The sequence below is a fragment of the Micromonospora desertarenae genome, from assembly GCF_056150265.1.
The window spans coordinates 366231-388285 of sequence record NZ_JAXCFQ010000003.1; the positions used below are offsets into that span (position 1 = coordinate 366231).

21 protein-coding genes and 3 tRNA genes are annotated in these 22055 nt (G+C 75.0%); 8 read left to right on the forward strand and 16 right to left on the reverse strand.

Going from position 1 to position 22055, the window contains the following annotated elements:
* Positions 1 to 43 precede the first annotated feature (43 nt).
* Entirely contained in the window at positions 44 to 784 is a 741-nt protein-coding gene (locus SM577_RS07630; RefSeq protein ID WP_302917787.1) for a lysophospholipid acyltransferase family protein, read from the reverse strand.
* Between the two features lie 128 nt (positions 785 to 912).
* On the opposite strand from SM577_RS07630, the gene cofC reads away from it, so the two are divergent.
* Genes cofC through SM577_RS07650 form a run of 4 tightly spaced genes read left to right on the forward strand, consistent with a single transcriptional unit; the run spans position 913 to position 5084 of the window.
* Complete coding sequence (gene cofC / locus SM577_RS07635; protein WP_474586558.1) at positions 913 to 1548, forward strand: 2-phospho-L-lactate guanylyltransferase; 636 nt, start codon at positions 913 to 915, stop codon at positions 1546 to 1548.
* A 23-nt stretch (positions 1549 to 1571) separates the two neighbouring features.
* Entirely contained in the window at positions 1572 to 1769 is a 198-nt protein-coding gene (locus tag SM577_RS07640; RefSeq protein ID WP_302917789.1) for a cold-shock protein, read from the forward strand.
* A 54-nt stretch (positions 1770 to 1823) separates the two neighbouring features.
* On the forward strand, positions 1824 to 4127 hold the full coding sequence (locus tag SM577_RS07645; RefSeq protein WP_302917790.1) for an RNA degradosome polyphosphate kinase: 2304 nt from the start codon (positions 1824 to 1826) through the stop codon (positions 4125 to 4127).
* A 24-nt stretch (positions 4128 to 4151) separates the two neighbouring features.
* A complete protein-coding gene (locus SM577_RS07650) occupies positions 4152 to 5084 on the forward strand; it encodes an NUDIX hydrolase (RefSeq protein ID WP_474586559.1) in 933 nt (310 codons plus the stop codon).
* 177 nt (positions 5085 to 5261) lie between these two features.
* Here the strand turns inward: SM577_RS07650 and SM577_RS07655 are convergent, their stop codons facing one another.
* The 4 genes from SM577_RS07655 to leuC all read right to left on the reverse strand — a co-directional run bounded on the left by SM577_RS07655 (position 5262) and on the right by leuC (position 10339).
* A complete protein-coding gene (locus SM577_RS07655; RefSeq protein ID WP_474586560.1) occupies positions 5262 to 7325 on the reverse strand; it encodes an endonuclease/exonuclease/phosphatase family protein in 2064 nt (687 codons plus the stop codon).
* A 184-nt stretch (positions 7326 to 7509) separates the two neighbouring features.
* On the reverse strand, positions 7510 to 8112 hold the full coding sequence (locus SM577_RS07660) for an HU family DNA-binding protein (RefSeq protein ID WP_368050159.1): 603 nt from the start codon (positions 8110 to 8112) through the stop codon (positions 7510 to 7512).
* 172 nt (positions 8113 to 8284) lie between these two features.
* On the reverse strand, positions 8285 to 8872 hold the full coding sequence (gene leuD, locus SM577_RS07665; protein WP_474586561.1) for a 3-isopropylmalate dehydratase small subunit: 588 nt from the start codon (positions 8870 to 8872) through the stop codon (positions 8285 to 8287).
* Positions 8873 to 8887: 15 nt separating this feature from the next.
* Positions 8888 to 10339 (reverse strand): 3-isopropylmalate dehydratase large subunit, encoded by a 1452-nt coding sequence (gene leuC / locus SM577_RS07670; RefSeq protein WP_302917795.1) that lies wholly within the window; start codon positions 10337 to 10339, stop codon positions 8888 to 8890.
* Positions 10340 to 10388: 49 nt separating this feature from the next.
* On the opposite strand from leuC, the gene SM577_RS07675 reads away from it, so the two are divergent.
* The gene (locus SM577_RS07675) at positions 10389 to 11075 is read left to right on the forward strand and encodes an IclR family transcriptional regulator (RefSeq protein WP_013284529.1); all 687 of its coding nucleotides are present in this window, start codon (positions 10389 to 10391) and stop codon (positions 11073 to 11075) included.
* Positions 11076 to 11302: 227 nt separating this feature from the next.
* Here the strand turns inward: SM577_RS07675 and SM577_RS07680 are convergent.
* The 4 genes from SM577_RS07680 to SM577_RS07695 form a co-directional block, all read right to left on the reverse strand.
* A tRNA-Glu gene (locus SM577_RS07680) sits at positions 11303 to 11375 on the reverse strand.
* A 151-nt stretch (positions 11376 to 11526) separates the two neighbouring features.
* Positions 11527 to 11599 (reverse strand) — tRNA-Glu (locus SM577_RS07685).
* 132 nt (positions 11600 to 11731) lie between these two features.
* Positions 11732 to 11803, reverse strand: a tRNA-Gln gene (locus SM577_RS07690).
* A 106-nt stretch (positions 11804 to 11909) separates the two neighbouring features.
* Complete coding sequence (locus tag SM577_RS07695; protein ID WP_474586562.1) at positions 11910 to 12713, reverse strand: fumarylacetoacetate hydrolase family protein; 804 nt, start codon at positions 12711 to 12713, stop codon at positions 11910 to 11912.
* 160 nt (positions 12714 to 12873) lie between these two features.
* Here SM577_RS07695 and SM577_RS07700 point away from each other — a divergent pair, with 160 nt between their 5' ends.
* Complete coding sequence (locus SM577_RS07700; protein WP_474580404.1) at positions 12874 to 14160, forward strand: hypothetical protein; 1287 nt, start codon at positions 12874 to 12876, stop codon at positions 14158 to 14160.
* Positions 14161 to 14197: 37 nt separating this feature from the next.
* On the forward strand, positions 14198 to 15067 hold the full coding sequence (locus SM577_RS07705; RefSeq protein WP_474580405.1) for a 3-methyladenine DNA glycosylase: 870 nt from the start codon (positions 14198 to 14200) through the stop codon (positions 15065 to 15067).
* Between the two features lie 109 nt (positions 15068 to 15176).
* Here the strand turns inward: SM577_RS07705 and arfB are convergent, their stop codons facing one another.
* From arfB to SM577_RS07740, 7 genes are all read right to left on the reverse strand, one after another.
* Positions 15177 to 15602 carry an alternative ribosome rescue aminoacyl-tRNA hydrolase ArfB gene (arfB, locus tag SM577_RS07710; RefSeq protein ID WP_109899383.1) on the reverse strand — a complete coding sequence of 142 codons (426 nt, stop codon included), beginning with the start codon at positions 15600 to 15602 and terminating at the stop codon, positions 15177 to 15179.
* 9 nt (positions 15603 to 15611) lie between these two features.
* Complete coding sequence (locus SM577_RS07715; protein WP_302917800.1) at positions 15612 to 15908, reverse strand: hypothetical protein; 297 nt, start codon at positions 15906 to 15908, stop codon at positions 15612 to 15614.
* Between the two features lie 193 nt (positions 15909 to 16101).
* Positions 16102 to 16965 (reverse strand): S1C family serine protease, encoded by an 864-nt coding sequence (locus SM577_RS07720; RefSeq protein WP_302917801.1) that lies wholly within the window; start codon positions 16963 to 16965, stop codon positions 16102 to 16104.
* Between the two features lie 29 nt (positions 16966 to 16994).
* Positions 16995 to 17954 (reverse strand): VWA domain-containing protein, encoded by a 960-nt coding sequence (locus SM577_RS07725; RefSeq protein WP_474586563.1) that lies wholly within the window; start codon positions 17952 to 17954, stop codon positions 16995 to 16997.
* Positions 17951 to 18964: a DUF58 domain-containing protein gene (locus tag SM577_RS07730; RefSeq protein WP_302917803.1), complete on the reverse strand. Its 1014-nt coding sequence runs from the start codon at positions 18962 to 18964 to the stop codon at positions 17951 to 17953. The genes SM577_RS07725 and SM577_RS07730 overlap by 4 nt, the downstream gene beginning before the upstream one ends.
* On the reverse strand, positions 18961 to 20010 hold the full coding sequence (locus SM577_RS07735; protein ID WP_474586564.1) for an AAA family ATPase: 1050 nt from the start codon (positions 20008 to 20010) through the stop codon (positions 18961 to 18963). The genes SM577_RS07730 and SM577_RS07735 overlap by 4 nt, the downstream gene beginning before the upstream one ends.
* Before the next feature lie 181 nt (positions 20011 to 20191).
* Positions 20192 to 20692 carry a hypothetical protein gene (locus SM577_RS07740; RefSeq protein ID WP_474586565.1) on the reverse strand — a complete coding sequence of 167 codons (501 nt, stop codon included), beginning with the start codon at positions 20690 to 20692 and terminating at the stop codon, positions 20192 to 20194.
* Between the two features lie 387 nt (positions 20693 to 21079).
* Here SM577_RS07740 and SM577_RS07745 point away from each other — a divergent pair, with 387 nt between their 5' ends.
* Positions 21080 to 22054, forward strand: coding sequence for an endonuclease/exonuclease/phosphatase family protein (locus SM577_RS07745; RefSeq protein ID WP_474586642.1), 975 nt, complete (start codon positions 21080 to 21082; stop codon positions 22052 to 22054).
* The last annotated feature ends 1 nt before the right edge of the window (position 22055 follow it).

Here is a 22055-nt window from a genome sequence, read left to right on the forward strand (position 1 = left end):
GGCACCGTCGCGCCGAGCCTGCTGATTCGCTCGCTCCGCTGGCTCACGCCGCCGCCTCCGGCTGCTGCCCCTGGCTCGGCGCGGGACGGGGCGGTCGTTCCCACAGCGGTGGCGGGGTGCCGCCGCGGATCTCGGCGAGCAGGTCGCGGATGCTCAGCATGATCGCGTCGGTCATCTCCTCCAGGGTGGCCCGGGTCGGGGTGGCGCCGGCCCACGCGCTCAGGTCGACCGGCGGCCCGGCGGCCACCGAGACCGGGATCCGGGGCCGCAGGCTCAGCCGCGTGGTGCGCGGGTCGAAGATCCGCTCCGGACCCCACATGGCGACCGGGATGACCGGGGCGCCGGTGGCCAGTGCCAGCCGGGCGGCGCCGGTCTTGCCCTTCATCGGCCACAGGTCGGGCTCCCGGGTGATGGTGCCCTCCGGGTAGATCACCACCGCGCCGCCCTCGTTCAGCGCGGCGACCAGGGCGTCGAGCGACCGGACCGCGTCCACCGTGCCCCGCTCGACCGGGATCTGCTTGCACCGGTGCAGGATCCAGCCGATCACCGGGACCTTGAACACGCTGGCCTTGCCGAGGAACTGCGGCCAGCGGCCGGCGTCGTAGATGAAGTGCGCGGAGACCAGCGGATCGGCGTGCGAGAGGTGGTTGGGCACCACGATCACGCCGCCGGGGTGGCGCAGGTGCTCCATGCCGCGCCAGGTGCGCCGGGTCCAGACGGTCATCACCGGCTTGACCACCACCACGGCGAACCGTTGCCAGAACCCCAGCCTCCGCCGTGTCACTGCGCCTCCTCGTGCCGCCCCGACCCGCGCACCGGACCCCGCCGGTGACACCCGCCGCGGAAATCATGCCTGCTCGCCCTCGGTACGGCCAGTGAGGGTACCGCCGGCCGGCTGGCAGGATTGCGGGTGTGAGTCAGCCGACGTGGACCGTGGTGGTGCCGGTCAAGCGCCTGGCCGTCGCCAAGAGCCGGCTGCGGGGGGCGCTGGCGGGCGTACCGCACGAGGAACTGGCGCTGGCCCTGGCGGCCGACACGGTCGCCGCGGTGCGGGCCTGCCCGGCGGTGGCCGAGATCCTGGTGGTCACCGACGACGCGCGGGTGGCCGCGGCGGCCCGCGACGCCGGCGCCCGGGTGCTGCCCGACCGGCCGGGCGCCGGCCTGAACGCCGCGTTCCGGCACGGCGCGGCCGCGGCCGGCGGCGGGTGGGCGGCCGGGCTCACCGCCGACCTGCCCGCGCTGCGCCCGGCCGAGCTGGTGGCGGCGCTGCGGGCGGTGCCCGCCGGCCCGCCGGGGGTACGCCGGTTCGTGGCCGACGCCCCGGGCGACGGCACCGTGCTGCTCGCCGCGCCGCCCGGAGTGCCGCTGGACCCCCGCTTCGGGGCCGGCTCGGCCGCCGCACACGCGGCGAGCGGGGCGCTGCCGCTGGTCGGGGACTGGCCGAGCCTGCGCCGGGACGTGGACACCGCCGACGACCTGGCGGCGGCGGCCCGGCTCGGGCTGGGGCCGCGCACGGCGGCGCTGGCCGCGGCGCGCTGCCCGGCCTGACCCGCCCGGTGTACGGTGCTGGCATGCAGGGCACGGTGGCCACCTTCGACGCGGCGACCCGCAGCGGCGTGCTGCTCCTCGACGACGGCACCGAGCTGGCCTTCCCGGCCCGGGCGTTCGACGCCTCCGGGCTGCGGCTGCTTCGCCTCGGCCAGCGGGTACGGATCGACCGGGACGGCGCCGGTGAGGTCGTCCGGGTGACGTTGCCGACGATGGCCTGACCCGACCGGCCGAAGTTCATTTTGCGTTAACCCGGGTCGGGTGATTATGAGCGGGTGAGCACCCCTCGCGAGCACCCCGCCCGCCCACCGCGCGCCCCCGAACCGGCCGCCCCCCGCAACGGCACCCGCGCCCGCGGCGCCGACGGCCGCTTCCGCCCCGCCGAGACCCCGCACGCCGGGGTCGACCCGCTCGGGCCGGGCACCGACGCCGGTGCCGCCTCGGCCGGGCTGGAGGAGGTGCTGGACCCGGAGGTGGCCCCGCCGGCACCGGCGGACGAGGCGCCCGCTCCCCAGCCGCTGCCGGAGGACCGCTTCTTCAACCGGGAGCTGTCCTGGCTCGACTTCAACGCGCGGGTGCTGGCGCTCGCCGAGGACGCCCGCACGCCGCTGCTGGAGCGGGCCAAGTTCCTGGCCATCTTCGCCAGCAACCTGGACGAGTTCTTCATGGTGCGGGTCGCCGGGCTGAAGCGGCGGCTCCAGGCCGGCCTGCCGGTCCGCGGCGGCGACCGGATGCCGCTGCGGACCCAGCTGGAGCTGATCGCCGGGAAGACCGCGACGCTGGTCGCCCGGCACGCCGCCTGCTTCGTCGACGACGTGCTGCCCAAGCTGGCCGCCGAGGACATCCGGATCCTGCGCTGGGCGGAGCTGGACGACGCCGAGCGGGAGCGGTTGCGGGCGTACTTCCGGGAACAGATCTTCCCGGTGCTGACCCCGCTCGCGGTCGACCCGGCGCACCCGTTCCCGTACATCTCCGGGCGGTCGCTGAACCTGGCCGTGGCGGTCCGCGACCCGGACGGCGGCTCGGAGCTCTTCGCCCGGGTGAAGGTGCCGAACAACGTCCCCCGGTTCGTCCGGGTGCACCGCGACCGGCCGGGCGTGCGGATGCTGCCGGTGGAGGACCTCATCTCGGTGCACCTGGGGCAGCTCTTCTCCGGCATGCAGGTGGTGGAGTGCCACCTGTTCCGGGTCACCCGCAACGCCGAGGTGGAGGTCGACGAGGACCGCGACGAGGACCTGCTCCAGGCGCTGGAACGGGAACTGGCCCGGCGCCGGTTCGGGCCACCGGTCCGGCTGGAGGTGGCCGCCTCGATCTCCGACCACATGCTGGACCTGCTCGTCCGCGAGCTGGACATGGCCGACCAGGACGTGCTGCGGGTGCCCGGCCTGCTCGACCTCTCCGCGCTCTGGCAGGTCTACAACGAGGCCGACCGGCCGGACCTCAAGGACCCGCCGTTCGTGCCGGCCACCCACCCCCGGCTCACCGAGGGCGAGGTGCCGCGCAGCGTCTTCGCCACCCTGCGCGACGGCGACATCCTGGTGCACCACCCGTACCACTCGTTCGCCACCAGCGTGCAGCGCTTCATCGAGCAGGCCGCGGCCGACCCGGACGTGCTGGCCATCAAGCAGACGCTCTACCGCACCAGCGGCGACTCGCCGATCGTGGACGCGCTGGTCGACGCGGCCGCCGCGGGCAAGCAGGTGGTGGTGCTGGTCGAGCTGAAGGCGCGCTTCGACGAGGTGGCCAACATCGGCTGGGCCCGCACCCTGGAGCGCGCCGGCTGCCACGTGGTCTACGGCCTGGTGGGGTTGAAGACGCACTGCAAGACCGCCCTGGTGGTACGCCAGGAGGGCAACCAGATCCGCCGCTACTGCCACATCGGCACCGGCAACTACCACCCGAAGACGGCCCGGCTCTACGAGGACTTCGGCATGCTCACCGCCGACCCGGAGATCGGCGCCGACCTGACCGACCTGTTCAACGTGCTCACCGGCTACAGCCGGCAGACCGGGTACCGGCGGCTGCTGGTGGCCCCGCAGGGCATCCGCAGCGGCCTGATCGAGCGGATCGAGCGGGAGATCGCGCACGTCCGGCTGGGCGTGCCGGGCCTGGTGCAGTTCAAGGTGAACGCGCTGGTCGACGAGGAGATCACCGACGCCCTCTACCGGGCCTCCCGGGCCGGCGTGCACGTCGACCTGCTGATCCGCGGCATGTGCACGCTGCGCCCCGGGGTGCCGGGCCTGTCGGAGAACATCCGGGTGCGGTCGATCCTCGGCCGGTTCCTGGAGCACTCCCGGATCTTCCGGTTCGGCAACAACGGCGACGCCGAGTTCTGGATGGGCTCGGCCGACCTGATGCACCGCAACCTGGACCGCCGGGTCGAGGCGCTGGTCCGGGTCAGCGACCCGGTCGCCCGGGCCGAGCTGGACCAGGTGCTGACCGCCGCGATGAGCCCGGAGGTGGACGCCTTCGAGCTGGCCGCGGACGGCACCTGGACCCGGCGGATCGGCACCGCGGAGGCGCCGCTGACCCAGTTGCAGGAACTCCTGCTGCATCGGGTCGCTGGCACCGCGAGCTGACCCCGGCGCGCATAGGCTGACCAGATGCTGGATGAGCGGGATTCGGCCGGCGCGGGCCGGACCGGACCGGCCGGGGAGCCCGACGACGGGACGCGGATCCGGGCCGCCGGCGGGGTGGTGTGGCGCCCGGGCGGGCCGGGCGGCGCGGAGGTCTGCCTGGTGCACCGCCCCCGCTACGGCGACTGGTCGCTGCCGAAGGGCAAGCTGGAGCCGGGCGAGCGCCCGCTGGTGGCCGCCGTCCGCGAGGTGGCCGAGGAGACCGACGTACGGGCCGTGCCGCAGGTGCGGCTGCCCACCGTGAGCTACCGCAGCGAGGGCCGGCCCAAGGCGGTCGACTACTGGTCGATGCGGGCGGCGGCGAACGGCGGCTTCGAGCCCGGCACCGAGGTGGACGAGGTGCGCTGGCTCGGCGTCGACGAGGCGATCCGGCTGGTCAGCTACCCGCACGACGCGGAGGTGCTGGCCGCGTTCGCCGCGCTGCCGACGGTCACCGCGACGGTGGCGCTGGTCCGGCACGCGCACGCCGGCCAGCGCGGCACCTGGACCGGACCGGACACCGGCCGGCCGCTGGACGCCCGCGGCTGGTCGCAGGCACACGCGCTGGTCCCGCTGGTGGCGCTGGTACGCCCGGCGCGGCTGGTGTCGGCCTCGGCCCGCCGGTGCGTGCAGACCCTGGACCCGGCCGCCGCCGAACTCGACCTGCCCATCGAGGTGGTCGGCGACCTGGACGAGCCGCGGCCGGGCCAGCAGCCCGACGAGTGCGCCCTGGCCGCCGCCGCCCGGCTGGTCGAGCTGGCCGCCGCCGGCGAGCCGGTGGCGGTGTGCAGCCAGGGCAGGGTGATCCCGGGCGCGCTGGCCCGGCTCACCGGGCGGACGGACGACTTCACCACCCCGAAGGGCGGCGGCTGGCTGCTGGCGTTCGCCGGCGACCGCCTGCTCGCCGCCGACCGCCTCTGAGCCGGCGCCCGGACCGCCGGCGACCGGCTGCTCGCCGCCGACCGTTTCTGCGCCGGCGCCCGAGCCGCCGGCGACCCGGGCCGCCGCAGGGACGTCCCGCGGCCCCGCGCGCCGGCACGGGTTCCGCGCCGCCCGGGCCCGTCGCGCCGCTGCGGCCCGGGGCGCCGGCGGCGCGGGTCAGGGCAGGGTGAGCGTCACCGCGACCGGCAGGTGGTCGCTGGCCTCGCTGCGCGGCGCCACCGGGTCGGAGGCGGCGAGGCCCGCCGAGACGAGGACGTGGTCGATCTGCTGGCGCGGGTCGTCGGCCGGGCTGGTGGGCAGCGGCCGGGCCGCCGCCAGCGCGTCGACCAGGCCGGCCCGGGTGAACTCGGCGAAGGCCGCCTCGCCCGGCTCGGTGTTCAGGTCGCCGGCGACCACCAGCGGGCGGCCGGCGGCGTACCCGGTGGCGAACTCGGCGACCGCGCGGGCCTGGACCACCGGCTCCTGGTCGGGCGGGGGTTGCAGGTGGGTGCTCACCACGGCGAGCCGGACCCCGCCGCCGAGGTCCAGGTCGACCGCGAGGGCCTGCGCCCCGGTCGGCGCGCCGACCGCCGGCAGTGCCCGGGTGCGCGGCGAGGTGGTCGGCCAGCGGCTGAGCACGGCGTCGCCCCAGACCGGGTCGGCGGCCGGCGCGAAGACGTACGGCATGTCGAGCCGCTTCGCCAGCAGGGTGAGCGTGTCGTGGCCACCGTTGAGCAGCCAGGCCCGGTCCACCTCGCTGAGCACCACCACGTCCGGCCGTTCGGCGCGGACGACCCGGGCCAGGCCGGCCAGGTCGAACCGCCCGTCCAACCCGAAACCCATGCGGACGTTGTAGGCCACCAGCCGGACCGTCTCCGGCGGGCCGGGCCGGTTGCTCGACACCAGCCACGGGCCGTGCCCCCATGCGGCGAGCAGGGTCACCGCGGCCAGCACGGCGGCCGTCCGCACCGGCGGCAACGTGGCCGGCGGGCGGGGCGCGGGGGCGGTCACCGCCACCCCGGCGACCAGCGCGGCCACGGCGACCGGCGGCCAGCCGTTGGGGTAGCCGAGGTCGTAGGCCGCGTAGTAGCCGACGGCGGCGACCGCGAAGACCAGCATCCCGCCGACGGCGGCGTAGCCGCGCCGCAGGACGGCACGGGCGGGCCCGGGGGTGGCACCGTCCCCGGGCCCGCCGGCGCCGGCCGTGGCCGGCTGCGCCGGTGGGCCGGCGGCGGCGCCGCTCGCCGGAACGCCGGCGCCGACCGTGACCGCGCCGGCCCGTGCCGGCTCGGCGCGGGGTGCCGGCTCCGCGCCGGGTGCCGGCGCGGCGATCGGGCCCGGCTCGGCGCCGGGTTCCGGCTCGGTGTCGGGTGTTGGCGCGTCGGTGCGGGCCAGGCAGCCGCCGAGGCCGACGGCGGTCAACAGGAGCGCCGGGACGAGCAGCGCCGGCCGGTCGAGGGCGAACAGCAGCGCGCCGAGCAGCAGGGCCACCGGCGCGGCCGGCCACCAGCGCCGCGCCGGAGCGAGCGCGGCGAGCACGAAGAGCCCGACCGCCCCGCCGGCGAGCGCCAGGCCCAGCGGCGGCGGCCCGGCGATGCCGGCCGCCGGGCCGTACCAGTAGGACATCGCCGTCCCGGCCAGCGCCGGGGAGAGTGCGACCATCCCGGCCAGCAGCAGTCCCGGACCGGCCAGCAGCCAGGCACGGCCGCCACCGGCTGGCGCGGGCGCGGTGGGCCGGTCCAGGAACGCCGTGGCCAGGAAGAGCGCGACCAGCACGGCGCCGGCCGACCAGGCCAGCCAACCACCCCGCCAGACCAGGTCGTACGTGTCGAGCAGCGCGTGCCCGACGGCGGCGAGGGCGAGCCCCACCGCCAGGCCGGGCACCGGTCGGGGCGTGCCGGCGGCGACGCCGGCCAGCCACAGCAGACCGGCGAGCAGGCCGGCGGTGGCCAGCCACAGTTGGGCCCGGCCGCCCGGGGCGGCGGTGAGGGCGAGCCGGATCCCGGCCAGCGGCACCGCGGCGGCGAGGGTGACCCGGCGGACGCCGATCCGCCGCACCAGCGGCGGCGCGACCAGGGCGAGCAGGAAGCAGCCGAGCGCGAACGCGCCCATCAGCTCCGCCGGAGTGGACGCCGCCTGCCCGAAGATGGTGATGATCGACGGGAGCCAGACCCGCAGCACGTCGGTGAGCAGGACGAGGCCGAGGGCGAGCGCGGCGGTGGTGAGGTGGCGGAAGCGCACCGGCGCCCTCTTCTCGTGACCGGCGGGGTGGGTCGGCACCGCGATTCTGCGCGCGGGGTCGCTTTCCGGTCAACGCTTCCGGACCCGGTCGGCCGCCGAGGTACCCGCGCCGCTGGGACACCGAGCCGCCGAGACGCCGAGGGGCGTCCACCAGACGGTGGACGCCCCTGCGGTACGGGCCGGGTCAGCGGCGGGTCGCTGCCTTCTTGGCCGGGGACTTCTTCGCCGGCGCCTTCTTGGCCGCCGCGCTCTTGCTGGCCGTGGCGGTCTTCTTCGCCGCGGTGGCCTTCTTGGTCGCCGCGGCGCTCTTCGTCGCCGGAGCGGTCTTCTTGGTGGTGGTCTTCTTCGCCGCGGCGGTCTTGGTGGCCGCGGCGCTCTTCTTGGCCGGGGCGGTCTTCTTGCCGGCGGTGGTCGCCTTGGCCCCGGTCGCCTTGGCCCCGGTGGCCTTGGCGCCGGTGGTCTTGGCGGCGGCCGTGGTGGTCTTCTTCGCCGCCGCCGTGGCCTTCGGCACCTTGCCGCTGGCCACCATCTCCTTGAACCCGGCGCCCGGCCGGAAGGTCGGCACGGATGTCTTCTTGACCTTCACCGCCTCGCCGGTACGGGGGTTCCGCGCTGTTCGCGCGCCCCGGACGCGCTTTTCGAACGCTCCGAAACCGGTGATGGCCACCTTCTCGCCCTTGGTTACCGCCGCCTGGACCTCAGCGAGGACCGCGTCGAGCGCGGCCGTCGCCGTCTTCCGGTCCCCCAGGCGAACGGCGAGCGCCTCGATGAGCTCGGCCTTGTTCACGACTTCCTCCCGATTGTGCAACTGACTCGACGCGAGCCATTCTGCGCGCACGGTATGCCCTGTGCTGCCGGGACACAAACATTCGGTGGAAAAAAGCCCTTGTGTCGCAACGGATTCGCCCCCACCGGCAGAACCGGTGGGGGCGGAATCCGATGCGGGCTGGGGCGTACGGCTATCCGACGGTCGGCAGGAACGCCGGTCGGCGGGCCTCGAAAGCGCTGATCTCCGCCTCGTGCCGGAGGGTGAGTCCAATGTCGTCCAAGCCCTCCATCAGCCGCCAGCGGCTGAAGTCGTCCAGCGGGAACGACCAGGTGGCGTCCTCGACCCGGACCTGTCGGGCGGTCAGGTCGACGGTGACCGCGGCGGTCGGGTCGGCCTCGACGAGCGCCCAGATTTCTTCGACCGCTTTCAATTCCAGCTCGACCGGGAGCAGACCTTCCTTGAGCGCGTTGCCGCGGAAGATGTCGCCGAAGCGCGGGGAGATCACGGCACGGAACCCCCAGTCGCGCAGCGCCCAGACGGCGTGCTCCCGGGACGATCCGGTGCCGAACTCCGGGCCGGCCACCAGAATCGACGCTCCCGAATGCGCGGGATCGTTCAGCACGAATTGCTGATCTTCGCGCCAGGCGCTGAACAGACCGTCGGCGAACCCGGTCCGGGTCACCCGCTTGAGGTACACGGCCGGAATGATCTGATCGGTGTCCACGTTGGATCGCCGCAGCGGTACGGCGGTGCCGGTGTGGGTGGTGAACCTCTCCATCTGCGGTGTGCCCTTCTACAGATCGGCGGGAGCGGCCAGCCGGCCCACCACGGCGGTGGCGGCGGCGACCGGCGGGGAGACCAGGTGGGTGCGTCCGCCCCGGCCCTGGCGGCCCTCGAAGTTGCGGTTCGAGGTCGAGGCGCAGCGCTGGCCGGGGGCGAGGGTGTCCGGGTTCATGCCCAGACACATCGAGCAGCCGGCGAACCGCCACTCCGCTCCGGCGTCGGTGAAGACCTTGTCCAGCCCCTCCGCCTCGGCCGCCTCGCGGACCGCGGCGGAGCCGGGCACCACCAGCATCCGGACGCCGTCGGCCACCCGGTGCCCGCGCAGCACGTCGGCGGCGGCCCGCAGGTCCTCCAGCCGGCCGTTGGTGCAGGACCCGACGAAGACCACGTCGATCGGCAGTTCGCGCAGCGCGGTGCCGGGACGCAGGTCCATGTACTCCAGGGCCCGGCGGGCGGCGGTCCGCTCGCTCTCGGTGACGAACTCCTCCGGATCCGGCACCGACGCGCCCAGCGGAGCGCCCTGCCCGGGGTTGGTGCCCCAGGTCACGAACGGGGTGATCCGGCTGGCGTCCAGGGTCACCTCGGCGTCGAAGGTCGCCCCCTCGTCGGTGGGCAGGGTCCGCCAGTAGGCGACCGCCGCGTCCCAGTCGGCGCCGCGCGGGGCGTTGGGCCGCCCCTTGAGGTACGCGAAGGTGGTCTCGTCCGGCGCGATCATGCCGGCCTTGGCGCCCCACTCGATGGACATGTTGGCGATCGTCATCCGCCCCTCCATGGACAGCGACCGGATCGCCTCGCCGCGGTACTCCACGATGTGGCCGCGCCCGCCCCCGGTGCCCACCTGGGCGATCAGGGCGAGCACCAGGTCCTTGGCGGTGACGCCCGGACCGAGCTGCCCGGTGACGGTGACCGCCATCGTCCGCGGGCGGGCCTGCGGCAGCGTCTGGGTGGCCAGCACGTGCTCCACCTCGCTGGTGCCGATGCCGAAGGCGAGCGCCCCGAACGCGCCGTGGGTGGCGGTGTGCGAGTCGCCGCAGACGATGGTCATGCCGGGCTGGGTGAGGCCGAGCTGCGGACCGATCACGTGCACGATGCCCTGGTTGTCGTCGCCCAGCGGGTGCAGCCGGATGCCGAACTCGGCGCAGTTGCGGCGCAGCGTCTCGATCTGTGTACGCGAGGTGGGGTCGGCGATGGTGAGCAGGTCACCGCGCCGGGACCGGAACGCCGGATCGGCGTACCCGGTCGGGGTGTTGTGGTCCTCGGTAGCGATCGTGAGATCGGTACGGCGCACCCGGCGGCCGGCGAGCCGCAACCCGTCGAAGGCCTGCGGGCTGGTCACCTCGTGCAGCAGGTGCAGGTCGATGAAGAGCAGATCCGGCTCACCCTCGGCGGACCGTACGACGTGCGCGTCCCAGACCTTCTCGGCCAGGGTCCTGGGCGCCGGCTCGGGAGTGACTCCCACCATCTGGACATCCTAAATTCTGGGAGGTAAATTTCGGCTTGTGGGACACAGTATGAGCGGTGTCGGCGTTCTCGACAAGGCGGTGGTCATCCTGGCCGCCTGCGTCGACGGCGCCAGCCTGGCCGAACTCGTTGAACGCACCAAGCTGCCCCGGGCAACGGCGCACCGGTTGGCACAGGCACTGGAGATCCACCGAATGCTGGTACGCGACACCCAGGGCCGCTGGCGCCCGGGCCCACGCCTGGGCGAGCTGGCCAACGCCGCCCCGGACGTGCTGCTGACCGCGGCGGAGCCGCTGCTGGCCGCGCTGCGGGACGCGACGGGCGAAAGCGCCCAGCTCTACCTGCGCCGCGCCGACGAGCGGATCTGCGTGGCCGCCGCCGAGCGGGCCAGCGGCCTGCGGGACACCGTGCCGGTCGGCTCCGTGCTGCCGATGACCGCCGGGTCGGCGGCGCAGATCCTGCTCGCCTGGGAGCCGCCGGAGGCGGTGATGCCGCTGCTGCCCCGGTCGAAGTTCACCGGCCGCACCCTGGCCGAGGTCCGCCGGCGCGGTTGGGCGCAGAGCGTGGCCGAGCGGGAGGCCGGTGTGGCGAGCGTCTCCGCCCCGATCCGGGACCGCACCGGCCGGGTGATCGCCGCGATCAGCATCTCCGGCCCGATCGAACGCCTCGGCCGCCGCCCCGGCGAACGCCACGCCATGGCCGTAGTCCGCGCCGGCCAACGCCTCTCCGGCCTCTAACCCCCCACTCCCTCCCCCCACCCACCCCCCACCCATTCCCGGGTTGATCATGGGGTTGGCGGCGAGTTCGATCTCCCGGACCGCCGCTAACCCCATGATCAACGGGGTGGGGGTGGGGTGGGGTGGGGGTGGGGGTGGGGTGGGGTGGGGGTGGGGAAGGGGAAGGGGTGGGGAAGGGGTGGCGAAGGGGACAGCCCGCCTCGGGGGGCGAGGCGGGCTGTTGGGTGTAGCCCCGACCGGATTCGAACCGGCGCTACCGCCTTGAGAGGGCGGCGTCCTGGGCCGCTAGACGACGGGGCCAGGCACTTCCTGCGTTCACCGCCCTGTCGGGCGGGTGCCGCTGTAGTGTAGCGGCGTCCCCTCACCGGGTGTGGACCGGGTCGGGGCGGGTAGACCGCGCAGAAGCGGAACGACCCGCCTCACCGAAGCGAGGCGGGCCGTTACCCGGATGTAGCCCCGACCGGATTCGAACCGGCGCTACCGCCTTGAGAGGGCGGCGTCCTGGGCCGCTAGACGACGGGGCCAGAACCTGTGGTGCCGTGCCGCTCTGCCGAGCGGCGCCGCTGAACCCTATCAGAGACCTCGCCGGCCCCTCGCGGGACCGGCGTGGACTCCAGCAGAATCCAGCGACCGACGTTCTCACGAACATCGGTTTGCTGGGGTACCAGGACTCGAACCTAGACTAACTGAACCAGAATCAGTCGGGCTGCCAATTACCCCATACCCCATTGGCCCCTTGCGGCGCCGGGGACAAACTTTACCCTCCCGGTGCCGACAGGCCAAATCGAGCCCCCCGAAACCGCCCTTGAGCTGCGGAAACGGGCTCACGACGCGTCAGCCGACGGGCACCACCGGGTTGCTCAGCTCGCCGATGCCCTCGATTCGTACGGTGACCGTATCCCCGTCCGTCAGCGGGCTAACCCCCGCCGGCGTGCCGGTCAGCACCACGTCCCCGGGCAGCAGCGTCATCACGTGCGAGATGTACGACACCAGCGCCGGCACGTCGAAGACCATGTCCCGGGTGCGGCCCAGCTGCCGGACCTCCATCTCCTCCGGGCCGCGCCCCACCTCGCACCGGATCTCCAGGTCGCTGACGTCCAACCCGGTTGTGATCCAGGGCCCGATCGGGCAGAACGAGTCGAAACCCTTGGCCCGGGTCCACTGGCCGTCGGAACGCTGCAGGTCCCGCGCGGTGACGTCGTTGGCGCAGGTGTAGCCGAAGATGGCCCGCTCCGCGGCGGCCCGGTCGGCCCGGCGGGCGCCCGGCGCGCCGATCACCACGGCCAGCTCCGCCTCGTGCTCGACCTGCTTGGAGAAGATCGGCAGCCGGATCGCGTCCCGGGGGCCGATCACCGAGGTGGACGGCTTGAGGAAGAGCAGTGGCTCCTTCGGCACCTCGCTGCCGTGCTCGGCGGCGTGCTCGGCGTAGTTACGCCCGACACAGACCACCTTGCTGGGCAGGATCGGCGAGAGCAGCCGGACGTCGGAGAGCGCCCACCGGGCGCCACTGAAGGTGATCTGACCGAACGGGTGGCCCTCGATCTCGGCGATGGTCAGGCCCTCCGGGCCCACCCCCGGCTCCCCCTCGACGACCCCGAACGACATTCCCTTGGCATGAGCGAAACGAGCGATACGCACGACGCCAATCTAGCCCGGCCGGTGCCCGCCCGGCCGGCGCCACGGGCAGGTCGGAGCCGGGGCACGATACCCGGTCCCCCGGCCCCGGGGGCGGGATTCCCGGCTTCGTACCCGCACGACGTCCGGCCGCCCCTAGCGTCGGCTGCGGAGGTTCGTTCGTATGCCTGCATCGACACGACACCACAAGGCCCTCGCAGTGTTCGTCCACTGCCTCGGCGTCCTCGCCGCGCTGCCGGCGCTGCACCCGGCCCCGGAGGCGGCGGCCGCCCGGCCCCGGCCGGCCGCGGCCCCGCAGACGCCGGCACCGGCCATGCCGTCGGCACCGCCGGCGGTGCCCACCCCGACCCGGGCCGCGCCGGCACCGGCCCCGTCGCCGGTGACCGTCGCGGTGGCGCCGGAGAGCACGCCGGCCCCCCGCTACCGGATCCAGGTGCGCAACACCGGCGGCGCGCCGGTGGACACCACGGTCCGGCAGGAGCTGCCGCCGGGCTCGTCGGCCACCGCGATCTCCTCGGGCGGCCGGGCCGTCCGGTCGGCCGGCCAGACCTCGGCCACCGAGGTGACCTGGCGGCTCCGGCTGCCGGCTCGGAGCACCACCACCCTCGGCACGGCGCTCACCACCGCCGCGCCGGGCCGTCCGCTGACCGCGCCGGCCTGCGCCTTCGCCGGTGACGGCAGCCGGCCGTACGACTGCGCGACGGCGACCTGGAACGCGGCGCCGGTGCCGGCCGCCGAGGTGACCGAGACGCCGGTGTGGCGCCGGACACCCGTGGTGCTGGTGGGGCTGGGCGCGGTGCTGCTGGTCGCCGCGGTCGGCGCCGGTTGGATCTGGCGCCGGCGGCGCCGGCCGGTGGCCGCGGCGCTGGCCACGGACGGGCCCGGCACGGTGTACCCGCGACCGGCCGCGCCCCGGCCGCCGGAGCGCCGCCGCACCCCGCCGGTGTGGCTGCTCGTCGGGGTGGCCGCGGCGGTGCTGGCGGGCACGGTCGGCGCGGCCGGCTGGACGGCCACCCGGCGGGTCGCCGCTGTCGACACCGACAGCCAGCCGACCAGCGGCGCGTGGGTCGGCCGGGGGGTGAACGGCACGGTCGGGATGCCGCTGCGCGAGTCGGCGTTCGAGTTCACCGTCTACCGCGTCGCCTGCGACCCGGGGCAGGGCGCCCGGCGCTGCCAGGCCACCGTCGGGGTCCGCAACGTCAGCCCGGAGCAGGAGAGCTGGCACGGCCGGCTGCAACGGGCGTACCTGTCCGACGGCAACTTCGTCAGCACCGACGAGCAGGCCACCCGGACCGCCAACCAGGGCCGGGACGTCTTCGCCCAGCCGGTGGCGGCGGGCACCCGGATGGTGCTGCCGCTGGTGTTCACCGTCACCGGGCGGGAGCCGCCGACCCAGTTGGAGCTGCGCAGCGGGGTCTTCTCCGCCGGGGTGCGGGTGGACGTGCCCTGACCCGCCGGCGGCGGGCGGCGGTCGTACCCTGGGGTCCGTGACCGCCGCCCTCGCCCCCACCGCCGCGCTCGACGCCGCGAACTGGCAGGCCCGGCGGCGGGCGCACGAGCAGCGGGTGGACGCCTGGCTCACGCCGCACCTGGCCCGCCGCCGCCGGGGCGAGAAGCACCCGGTCGAGGACTTCCTCTTCACCTACTACTCGCACCGGCCGGCCCAGTTGCGCCGCTGGCACCCGGGCGCCGGGGTGGTGCTGCGGGACGCGGACCCGGCCGAGTTCGGGCGGGACTACCGCGCCACCGCCGCCGGGGTGACCCTCGACACCGCCGCGGTACGCGCCCGCCGAGCCGACTCGGTGGAGTGGATCCGCTCACTGCTCACGGCCACCGCCGGCCGGGCCGCGCACTTCGGCTGCTTCGGGATGCACGAGTGGGCGATGGTCTACCGGCAGACCCAGGCGGAGGTACGGCACAACGCCTGGCCGCTGCGGCTCAGCCCGGAGCAGACCGCGCGGACGGTGGAGGCGAACCGGATCCGGTGCAGCCACTTCGACGCGTACCGCTTCTTCACCGCGCCCGCCCGGCCGCTGAACCTGCTCACCCCCACCCGGGAGACCCAGCACGCCAACGAGCAGCCCGGTTGCCTGCACGCCAACATGGACCTCTACAAGTGGGCGTACAAGCTCTCGCCCCTGGTCGCGTCGGAGTTGGTGGCGGACTGCTTCGAGCTGGCGCGGGAGATCCGCACGCTGGACATGCGGGCCTCGCCGTACGACCTGGCCGCGCTCGGCTACCCGCCGGTCCGGGTGGAGACGGCCGAGGGTCGGGCCGAGTACGCGACCGCCCAGCGCGGCTTCGCCGAGCGGGCCGCCCGGCTGCGGGACCGGCTGCTGGCGGCCGTCCCGGACTAGCCCGCCGACGCCAGATCGGCGATCTGACGGTGTCCGGCAGGTGCGGATGCCGCCAGATCGGCGACCTGGCGACGGAAGCGGGCGCGGCGGGAGCCGCCGGGACGGGCGGCTATTCGCCGTCGACGCGGCGGTCGCGCTTGCGTTGCGACTGGCGCTTCTTCTCCGCCAGCCGGCGTTCCTTGGCGCCCCGCGACGGGCGGGTCGGCCGGCGCGGCGGGGGCGGCGGGGCGACCGCCTCGCGCAGCAGGGCGACCAGCCGCTCCCGGGCGGCCTCCCGGTTGGCCAGTTGCGCCCGGTGCTCGCTGGCGGCGATGGTGAGCACGCCGTCGACCAGCCGGTTGGCGAGGCGCTCCAGGGCCCGGGCCCGCAGCGACGCCGGCACGCTCGGCGACGAGCCGAGGTCGAAGCTCAGCTCGACCCGGGAGTCGGCGGTGTTCACCCCCTGCCCGCCGGGGCCGGACGAGCGGGAGAAGCGTTCCCGCAGCTCACCGGCGGGGACGACCCACCGGTCGGTCACCCGCAGTCCGTCGTCCACCCCTTGAGGCTATCGGCCCGGCCGCTCGCTGGGCGTGACACTCGGGGTGGGCGACGGTTGCGCGGACTCGTCGTCGGCGCCGACGGCCGCGTACGCCACCGCGCCGACCAGCAGCAGGGCGATCACGCCGATCTTCGTGGTGACCGCCCGGATCAGCAGCCACGCGGCGCGACGAGCGCCGGGCACGCTCTTCTTGACGGTCTGGTAGTCGGCCCAACTTCGACGCGCCCGGGCGTACGCCGACCCCACCCCGCACCCGATGACCAGGCCCACCAGCAGGAGGACCGCGATGAGAGGACGCTCCACCCACGCCAGTATCCATACTCAGCGTAATATTTCCATGGCCCGATCATTCCGCGCCGGGTATCCGACACTTCTCGCTTTCCCAGCACGGCGCGCCGGCCGCCTCGGCCGACCAAGCCGCCGGACCCGCAGCCACCAGGCCGCCGGCCCACCAGGCCCCCGGGGGCACGGCCAGCACAGCCCGAGCGGTCGGGACTCAGCCGCCCTTGCCGATGATCGTGTCGGCGGTCTGCTGGACCTGGTCGATCGGGATGGCGAAGCCGATGCCGATCGAGCCGTTGCCGTCGATGGTGGCGATCGCCGTGTTCACCCCGACCACCTCGCCGCGCGCGTTGACCAGTGGCCCGCCCGAGTTGCCCGGGTTGATCGAGGCGTCGGTCTGCACCGCGGAGTGCCGGTTGTCGCCGAGCCGGACCTGCCGGTCCACCGCGCTGACGATGCCGGCCGTGACGGTGCCGGGCAGCCCCAGCGGCGACCCGACCGCGAGCACCGGTTCGCCGACCCGGGTGGAGCCGGGTTTCGCCAGCGGCAGCGCCGCCAACCCGGCCGACGGCGGCACCTTGAGCACCGCCAGGTCGCTGCGCGGCTCCCGGCCGACCACCTCGGCGGCGAACCGCCGGCCGTCCGGCAGTTCCACGGTCACCGAGCCGTTGCGGCCCTTGGCCAGGATGTGGTCGTTGGTGATGATGTGCTGCTGGTCGTCGACGGCGAACCCGGATCCGGTGGCCGACGCGCCGCCGGCCCCGCCGACCAGCACCGAGACCACCCCCGGCACGGTCTTCCCGGCCGCGGTGACCAGCTCCGCCGGCACCGGGGCGGCGGACGCCGGCGTCCCGCCCGGTGCGCCGTCCCGGCTGGCCACCCAGCCGCCGGCCGCCGCGCCGGAGACGGTGGAGAGGGCGACCACCGCCAGCGCGGCCAGCAGCCGGGTACGCCAGCGCCGCCCCGCCGCCTCCCGGCCCGCGCCGGTCCCGTCCCGCCCGCCCCGCCCGTCCGGGTCCAGCTCGGGCGAGATGAACCAGGGGCCGCGCGGCTCGCCCAGTCCGGTCTGCACTGCCATGCGTACGCTCCTCACTCTCGGTCGGCCGGTCAGGGCAGGCGGGAGAACCAGCGCATCGAGCCGGCCGCCGCGCCCAGCGCGAACACCAGGCCGAGGCCGATGAACCGGGCCGACACGTCCTGCCGTTCGGTGCGGTAGCCGACCGAGCTGCCGATGTCCTCGTAGACCGCGCGCAGCTCGTCGCTGGTGCTGGCCTCGTGGAAGCCGCCGCCGGTCTCCTCGGCGACCGCGCGCAGGGTCTGCCCGTCCACCGGCACCTGGATCGGGCGGCCACCCCGGTCGACGAACCCGCTGGGGGTGCCGAACGAGATGGTGTGTACCGGGACCTCGACCGCGACGGCGTCCGCGGCGGCCTCCATCGGGTCCATCCCGGAGGTGTTCGCCCCGTCCGAGAGCAGGATGATCCGGGCCGGTGGTGGCTCCTTCGCCGCCTGGCTGTCCAGGCCCTTCACCGCGCCGAGCGAGGTGCTGATGGCCTCGCCGATGGCGGTGCCCTGCACGCCGGTGGCGCCCTCGGCGAGCCGCTCGATCCCCTCGTGCAGCGCCTCCCGGTCGGTGCCCGGCGGCACCAGCACCGCCGCGCTGCCGGCGAAGGCGACCAGCCCGACGTTGAACTCGTCCGGCAGGCCGTCGACGAACCGGCGGGCCGCCTCCTTGGCCGCGCTGAGCCGGTCGGGTTCGACGTCGGTGGCGAGCATGGAGGTGGAGACGTCCACCGCCACCATCACGGTGGCGCGTTCCCGCGGCACCTGGACCTCGGCGGTCGGTCGGGCGAACCCGACCACCAGCAGCGCCAGCATGGCCAGGAAGAGCCCGGCGGGCACGTGCCGCCGCCAGGCCGGCCGCTCCGGGGCCACCCGGTCGAGCAGCCGCAGGTTGGTGAACCGGACGGCGTACCGGCTGCGGCGCCGCTGGAGCACCAGGTAGCCGACCGCCAGCGCGAGCACCCCGACCAGCAGCCAGAGCCGGACCGGGGACAGCCAGATCACGCGCCACCTCCCCGGTTCGCACCGGCCGGGGCGGCCGCGAGCCGGCGCTGCGCCCGCACGTGCCGCACGATGTCCGCGCCCCAGTCCCGGTCGGTGCGCAGCGGCAGGTGCGTCGCCCCGCTGCGGTGTACCGCCTGGCGGACCTGCTCGCGCTGGGCGGCCGCGGCGGCCGCGTACCGCTCGCGCAGCCGCTCGTCGCCGGTCCACACCTCGCGGCGGCGGCCGGTTTCCGGGTCGACCAGGGTGACCAGGCCGACGTCCGGCAGCTCCAGCTCACGCGGGTCGGTGATCTCGACGGCGAGCACCTGGTGGCGGACGGCGAGCCGGCGCAGGGCGCGTTCCCAGGGCGGCTCGTGCCGGGGGTCGTCGGGCAGCCCGTCCAGGAAGTCCGAGACCACCACCACCAGCCCGCGCCGGTTGGCCACCCGGTGCACGGCGTCCAGCGCCTCGGCCAGGTCCGGCACCGCCGGGGGTGTGCCCGCCGCGTCGTGCCCGCCGACGCGGGGCGCGGCCAGCAGCGTGCGGAGCAGCCCGAGCAGGTGGGTACGCCCGCTGCGGGCCGGATAGCGGCGCAGCCCGTCGGGGCCGAGCACCTGCGCGCCGAGCCGGTTGCCGAGCCCGGCGGTGAGGAAGCCGACCGCCGCGACGGCCGCCACGGCCAGCTCGCGCTTGTCCAGCTCGGCGGTGCCGTACTCCATGCTGGGGCTGGCGTCGACCAGCAGCCAGGTGGTCAGTTCCCGGTCGGCGTCGACCTCGCGGACGTGCGGCACGGTGGTCCGGGCGGTCACCGCCCAGTCCATCCGGCGTACCTCGTCCTCACCGGGGCGGTACTCCCGGCTGCCGGCCGGTTCGCTGCCCGGACCGGGCAGCAGTCCCCGGTACTGCCCGTGCAGCAGGCCGTCGAGGCGCCGGGTCACTGTCAGCTCCAGCCGGCGCAGCCGGCGGTCGGGGGTGAGGTCGGCCAGCCCGGGATCCGCCGGCGCCGGCGTGGTGGTGGCGCGCCACCTCATGCCGCCGCCAGGTCGGGCGCGTACTCCGGGCGGTTGTTGGCGATCCGCGGCGGCGGCACCGCCTCCACCAGCCGGCGGACCACCGACTCGGCGGCCACCCCGTCGGCGATCGCGTCGAAGGAGAGCACCAGTCGGTGGGCGAGCACGTCAACGGCCAGTTCCCGGACGTCCTCGGGCAGCACGTACTCGCGGCCGCGCAACAGCGCCTGGGCGCGGGCGGCGGCCACCAGGCCGAGGGTGGCCCGCGGGCTCGCCCCGTACGCGAGCAGCGACGCGATCTCCGGCAGCCCGAACCGGCCCGGGTCCCGGGTGGCCAGGATGAGCCGGACCACGTACTCGGCGATGGCGTGGTGCACGAAGATGCTGCCGGCACGGACCTGGAGCGCGCGCAGCCGCTGCGGGTCGAGCACCTGCCGGGGGCGCGGCCGGTCGGTGCTCATCCGGTAGAGGATGGCCAGTTCGTCGGTGTCGCTCGGGTAGTCGACGACGACCTTCATGAGGAACCGGTCGCGCTGCGCCTCCGGGAGCTGGTAGACGCCCTCCGACTCGATCGGGTTCTGGGTGGCCAGCACCAGGAACGGCTCGGGCACCGGGTAGCTGCGCCCGCCGATGGAGACCTGCCGCTCGGCCATCGCCTCCAGCAGCGCCGACTGCACCTTCGCCGGGGCCCGGTTGATCTCGTCGGCGAGCACCAGGTTGGCCATCACCGGCCCCAGCTCGATGTCGAAGTTCTCCTTCGAGGCCCGGTAGATCCGGGTGCCGACGATGTCGGACGGGACGAGGTCCGGGGTGAACTGGATCCGGGAGAAGGTGCCGCCGACCGCCGTGGCGAGGGTCTGCGCGGCTAGGGTCTTGGCCACGCCGGGTACGCCCTCCAGCAGGCAGTGCCCGTCGGCCACGAGGGCGGTGAGCAGCCGTTCGACGAGCCGATCCTGCCCGACGATCACGCGTTTGACCTCGAAGAGGGTCTGTTCCAGCTCAGCGCCGGTCGCGTCGGGATCGGCCGGGCTGGGCATGCTGGCCAGGGTGTCCGAGATGTCCGTCACGGTGCTTGCTTCCCGGGGCGGCCCTGGGACAAACGTCGGAATATCGCACCCTGGGGCACCCATACCGCGCCGGAGCGGCGCGACGACCCGCAACGCCGCAGCCCGGCAGGAAACGGAGAAGCCGGCCCGCACGCTGGCGTGCGGGCCGGCTCCCCGGCGGGGGTCGGAGGCGTACCGGGGGTCAGAGGTGGACGACGAGGTGGAACGGCAGGTCGGCGGCGACCCCGGCCGAGTTGCGGGTCTGCACGAAGACCCCGTTCGGGGTGAGCAGCCGGGGAGCGACGGCGACCTCGCCGCCGGCCGGGACGCAGCACGAGTCCGGTCGGCCGATGGTGGCCACGTAGACGCCCCGGGTGACGTTGTACGGGAACTGGACCTCGTACTGGCCCACGCCGTACTTGATGACGGTGCCGGTGCCCCGGGCCCGGGTGCCGTTGGCGTTGACGACGGTGACGTAGTGGGTGCCGGCGGCGGCGGTCGTCTGGGCGCCGGCGGCCAGCGCCGCCTTCGCCTTGCGCGCCGACTCCGCGGTCACCGGCGGCTGGCTGCCGCCGCTGGCCCGGGCCACGGGCTGGCTGCCCCCGTCCGGGGCCTTCGCGACGGCGACCCCGCCGCCGGCCAGGCTGAGCGCCAGGACGGCGAACGCCACCGCCGCCGCCTTACGTCTGAAGATCGTGGTCATGACAGGTCTCCCCTTTTGTGACCGTGGTGATACTGCCGCACCCGCGCTGCGCGGGACGGTTGATGCCCTTTTCCAGCCGGGACGATAATTGACCGGAGTCGGTCACAGAATTGCCCCGCTCGCACCTGACCAGTTGACGACTTCTCTTTTCGCACCCTCGCTGAGCTGCGATAACTACTCACAGTTCCGATGCCTCAACCACGTGGAACGTAGCACCGCAAAAAGCTGGGCGTCAATAGTGGACGACCCTTTCCAGGGTTGTCGTATCGCCGTCCGATAATTGTGAGAAGCGAACGCTTCCGCATTCACGAAAAGGGCTCGCCGCCGAATGACCGGCACCCGGAACGACGCCCGCGCGGCTAGTCTTCAGCCATGATCACGCAGACCCTGGCGCGCCTGGCGGGCACCCGCTCCGGCCGGGTCCGGAGCACGCTCTGCTGGGTCGTCGTGACGCCCGGGGCGGTCTGGGCCGCGGTGCGGCTACCGGGGCTGGAACGCGGGCCGCTGGTGCAGGCGCTCGCCTTCACCCCGTACGTGGCGGCCTGGAGCCTGCTGCCCCCGCTGCTCGCGCTCGCCCTGCGACGCCGCTGGCCGGCGGTGGTCGCGGCGGTGACAGCGGTCGCGCTGGTCGCCGTGGTGGCGCCCCGGGCGCTGGGCTCGGCACAACCCGCGGCCGCCGGGCCGACCGTGCGGGTGCTCACCGCGAACCTGCTGGCCGGCTCCGCCGACGCGGCGGCGCTGGTCGACCTGGTCCGCGCGCACCGGGTCGACGTGCTGGCCGTGCAGGAGTTCACCCCCGCCGCGCAGGCCGAGCTGGACCGCCTCGGCCTCGACCGGCTGCTGCCGCACCGGCAGCTGAACCCGCAGGTGGGCACGCCCGGCTCCGGCCTCTACGCCCGCTGGCCGATCAGCGACGGCGGCGTGCGGCAGCTGCGCGGCGGCTGGGGCTTCACCCAGGCGTACGGCACGGTGGCGGTGCCGGGCGGGCCCGCGGTGCGGGTCGAGTCGGCGCACCCGGCCGCGCCGTACGCGGTCGACCAGGTCGGCTACTGGCGGGACGACCTGGCGGCGCAGCCGCCGGCCACCCCGGACGGCCCGCTGGGCATCCTGGCCGGCGACTTCAACGCCACCCTCGACCACGCACCGCTGCGCGCCCTGCTGGCCACCGGGTACGTGGACGCGGCCGACGCCGCCGGCGCGGGCCTGCGCGGCACCTGGGGCCCGTACGACGGCGACCCGATCCCTCCGGTGACCATCGACCACGTGCTGGTCGACCGCCGGATCGCCGTCCGCGCGGTGGCGGTCCACCCGCTCCCGCGCACCGACCACCGCCCCGTCCTGGCCACCCTCGCCCTCCCCTGAC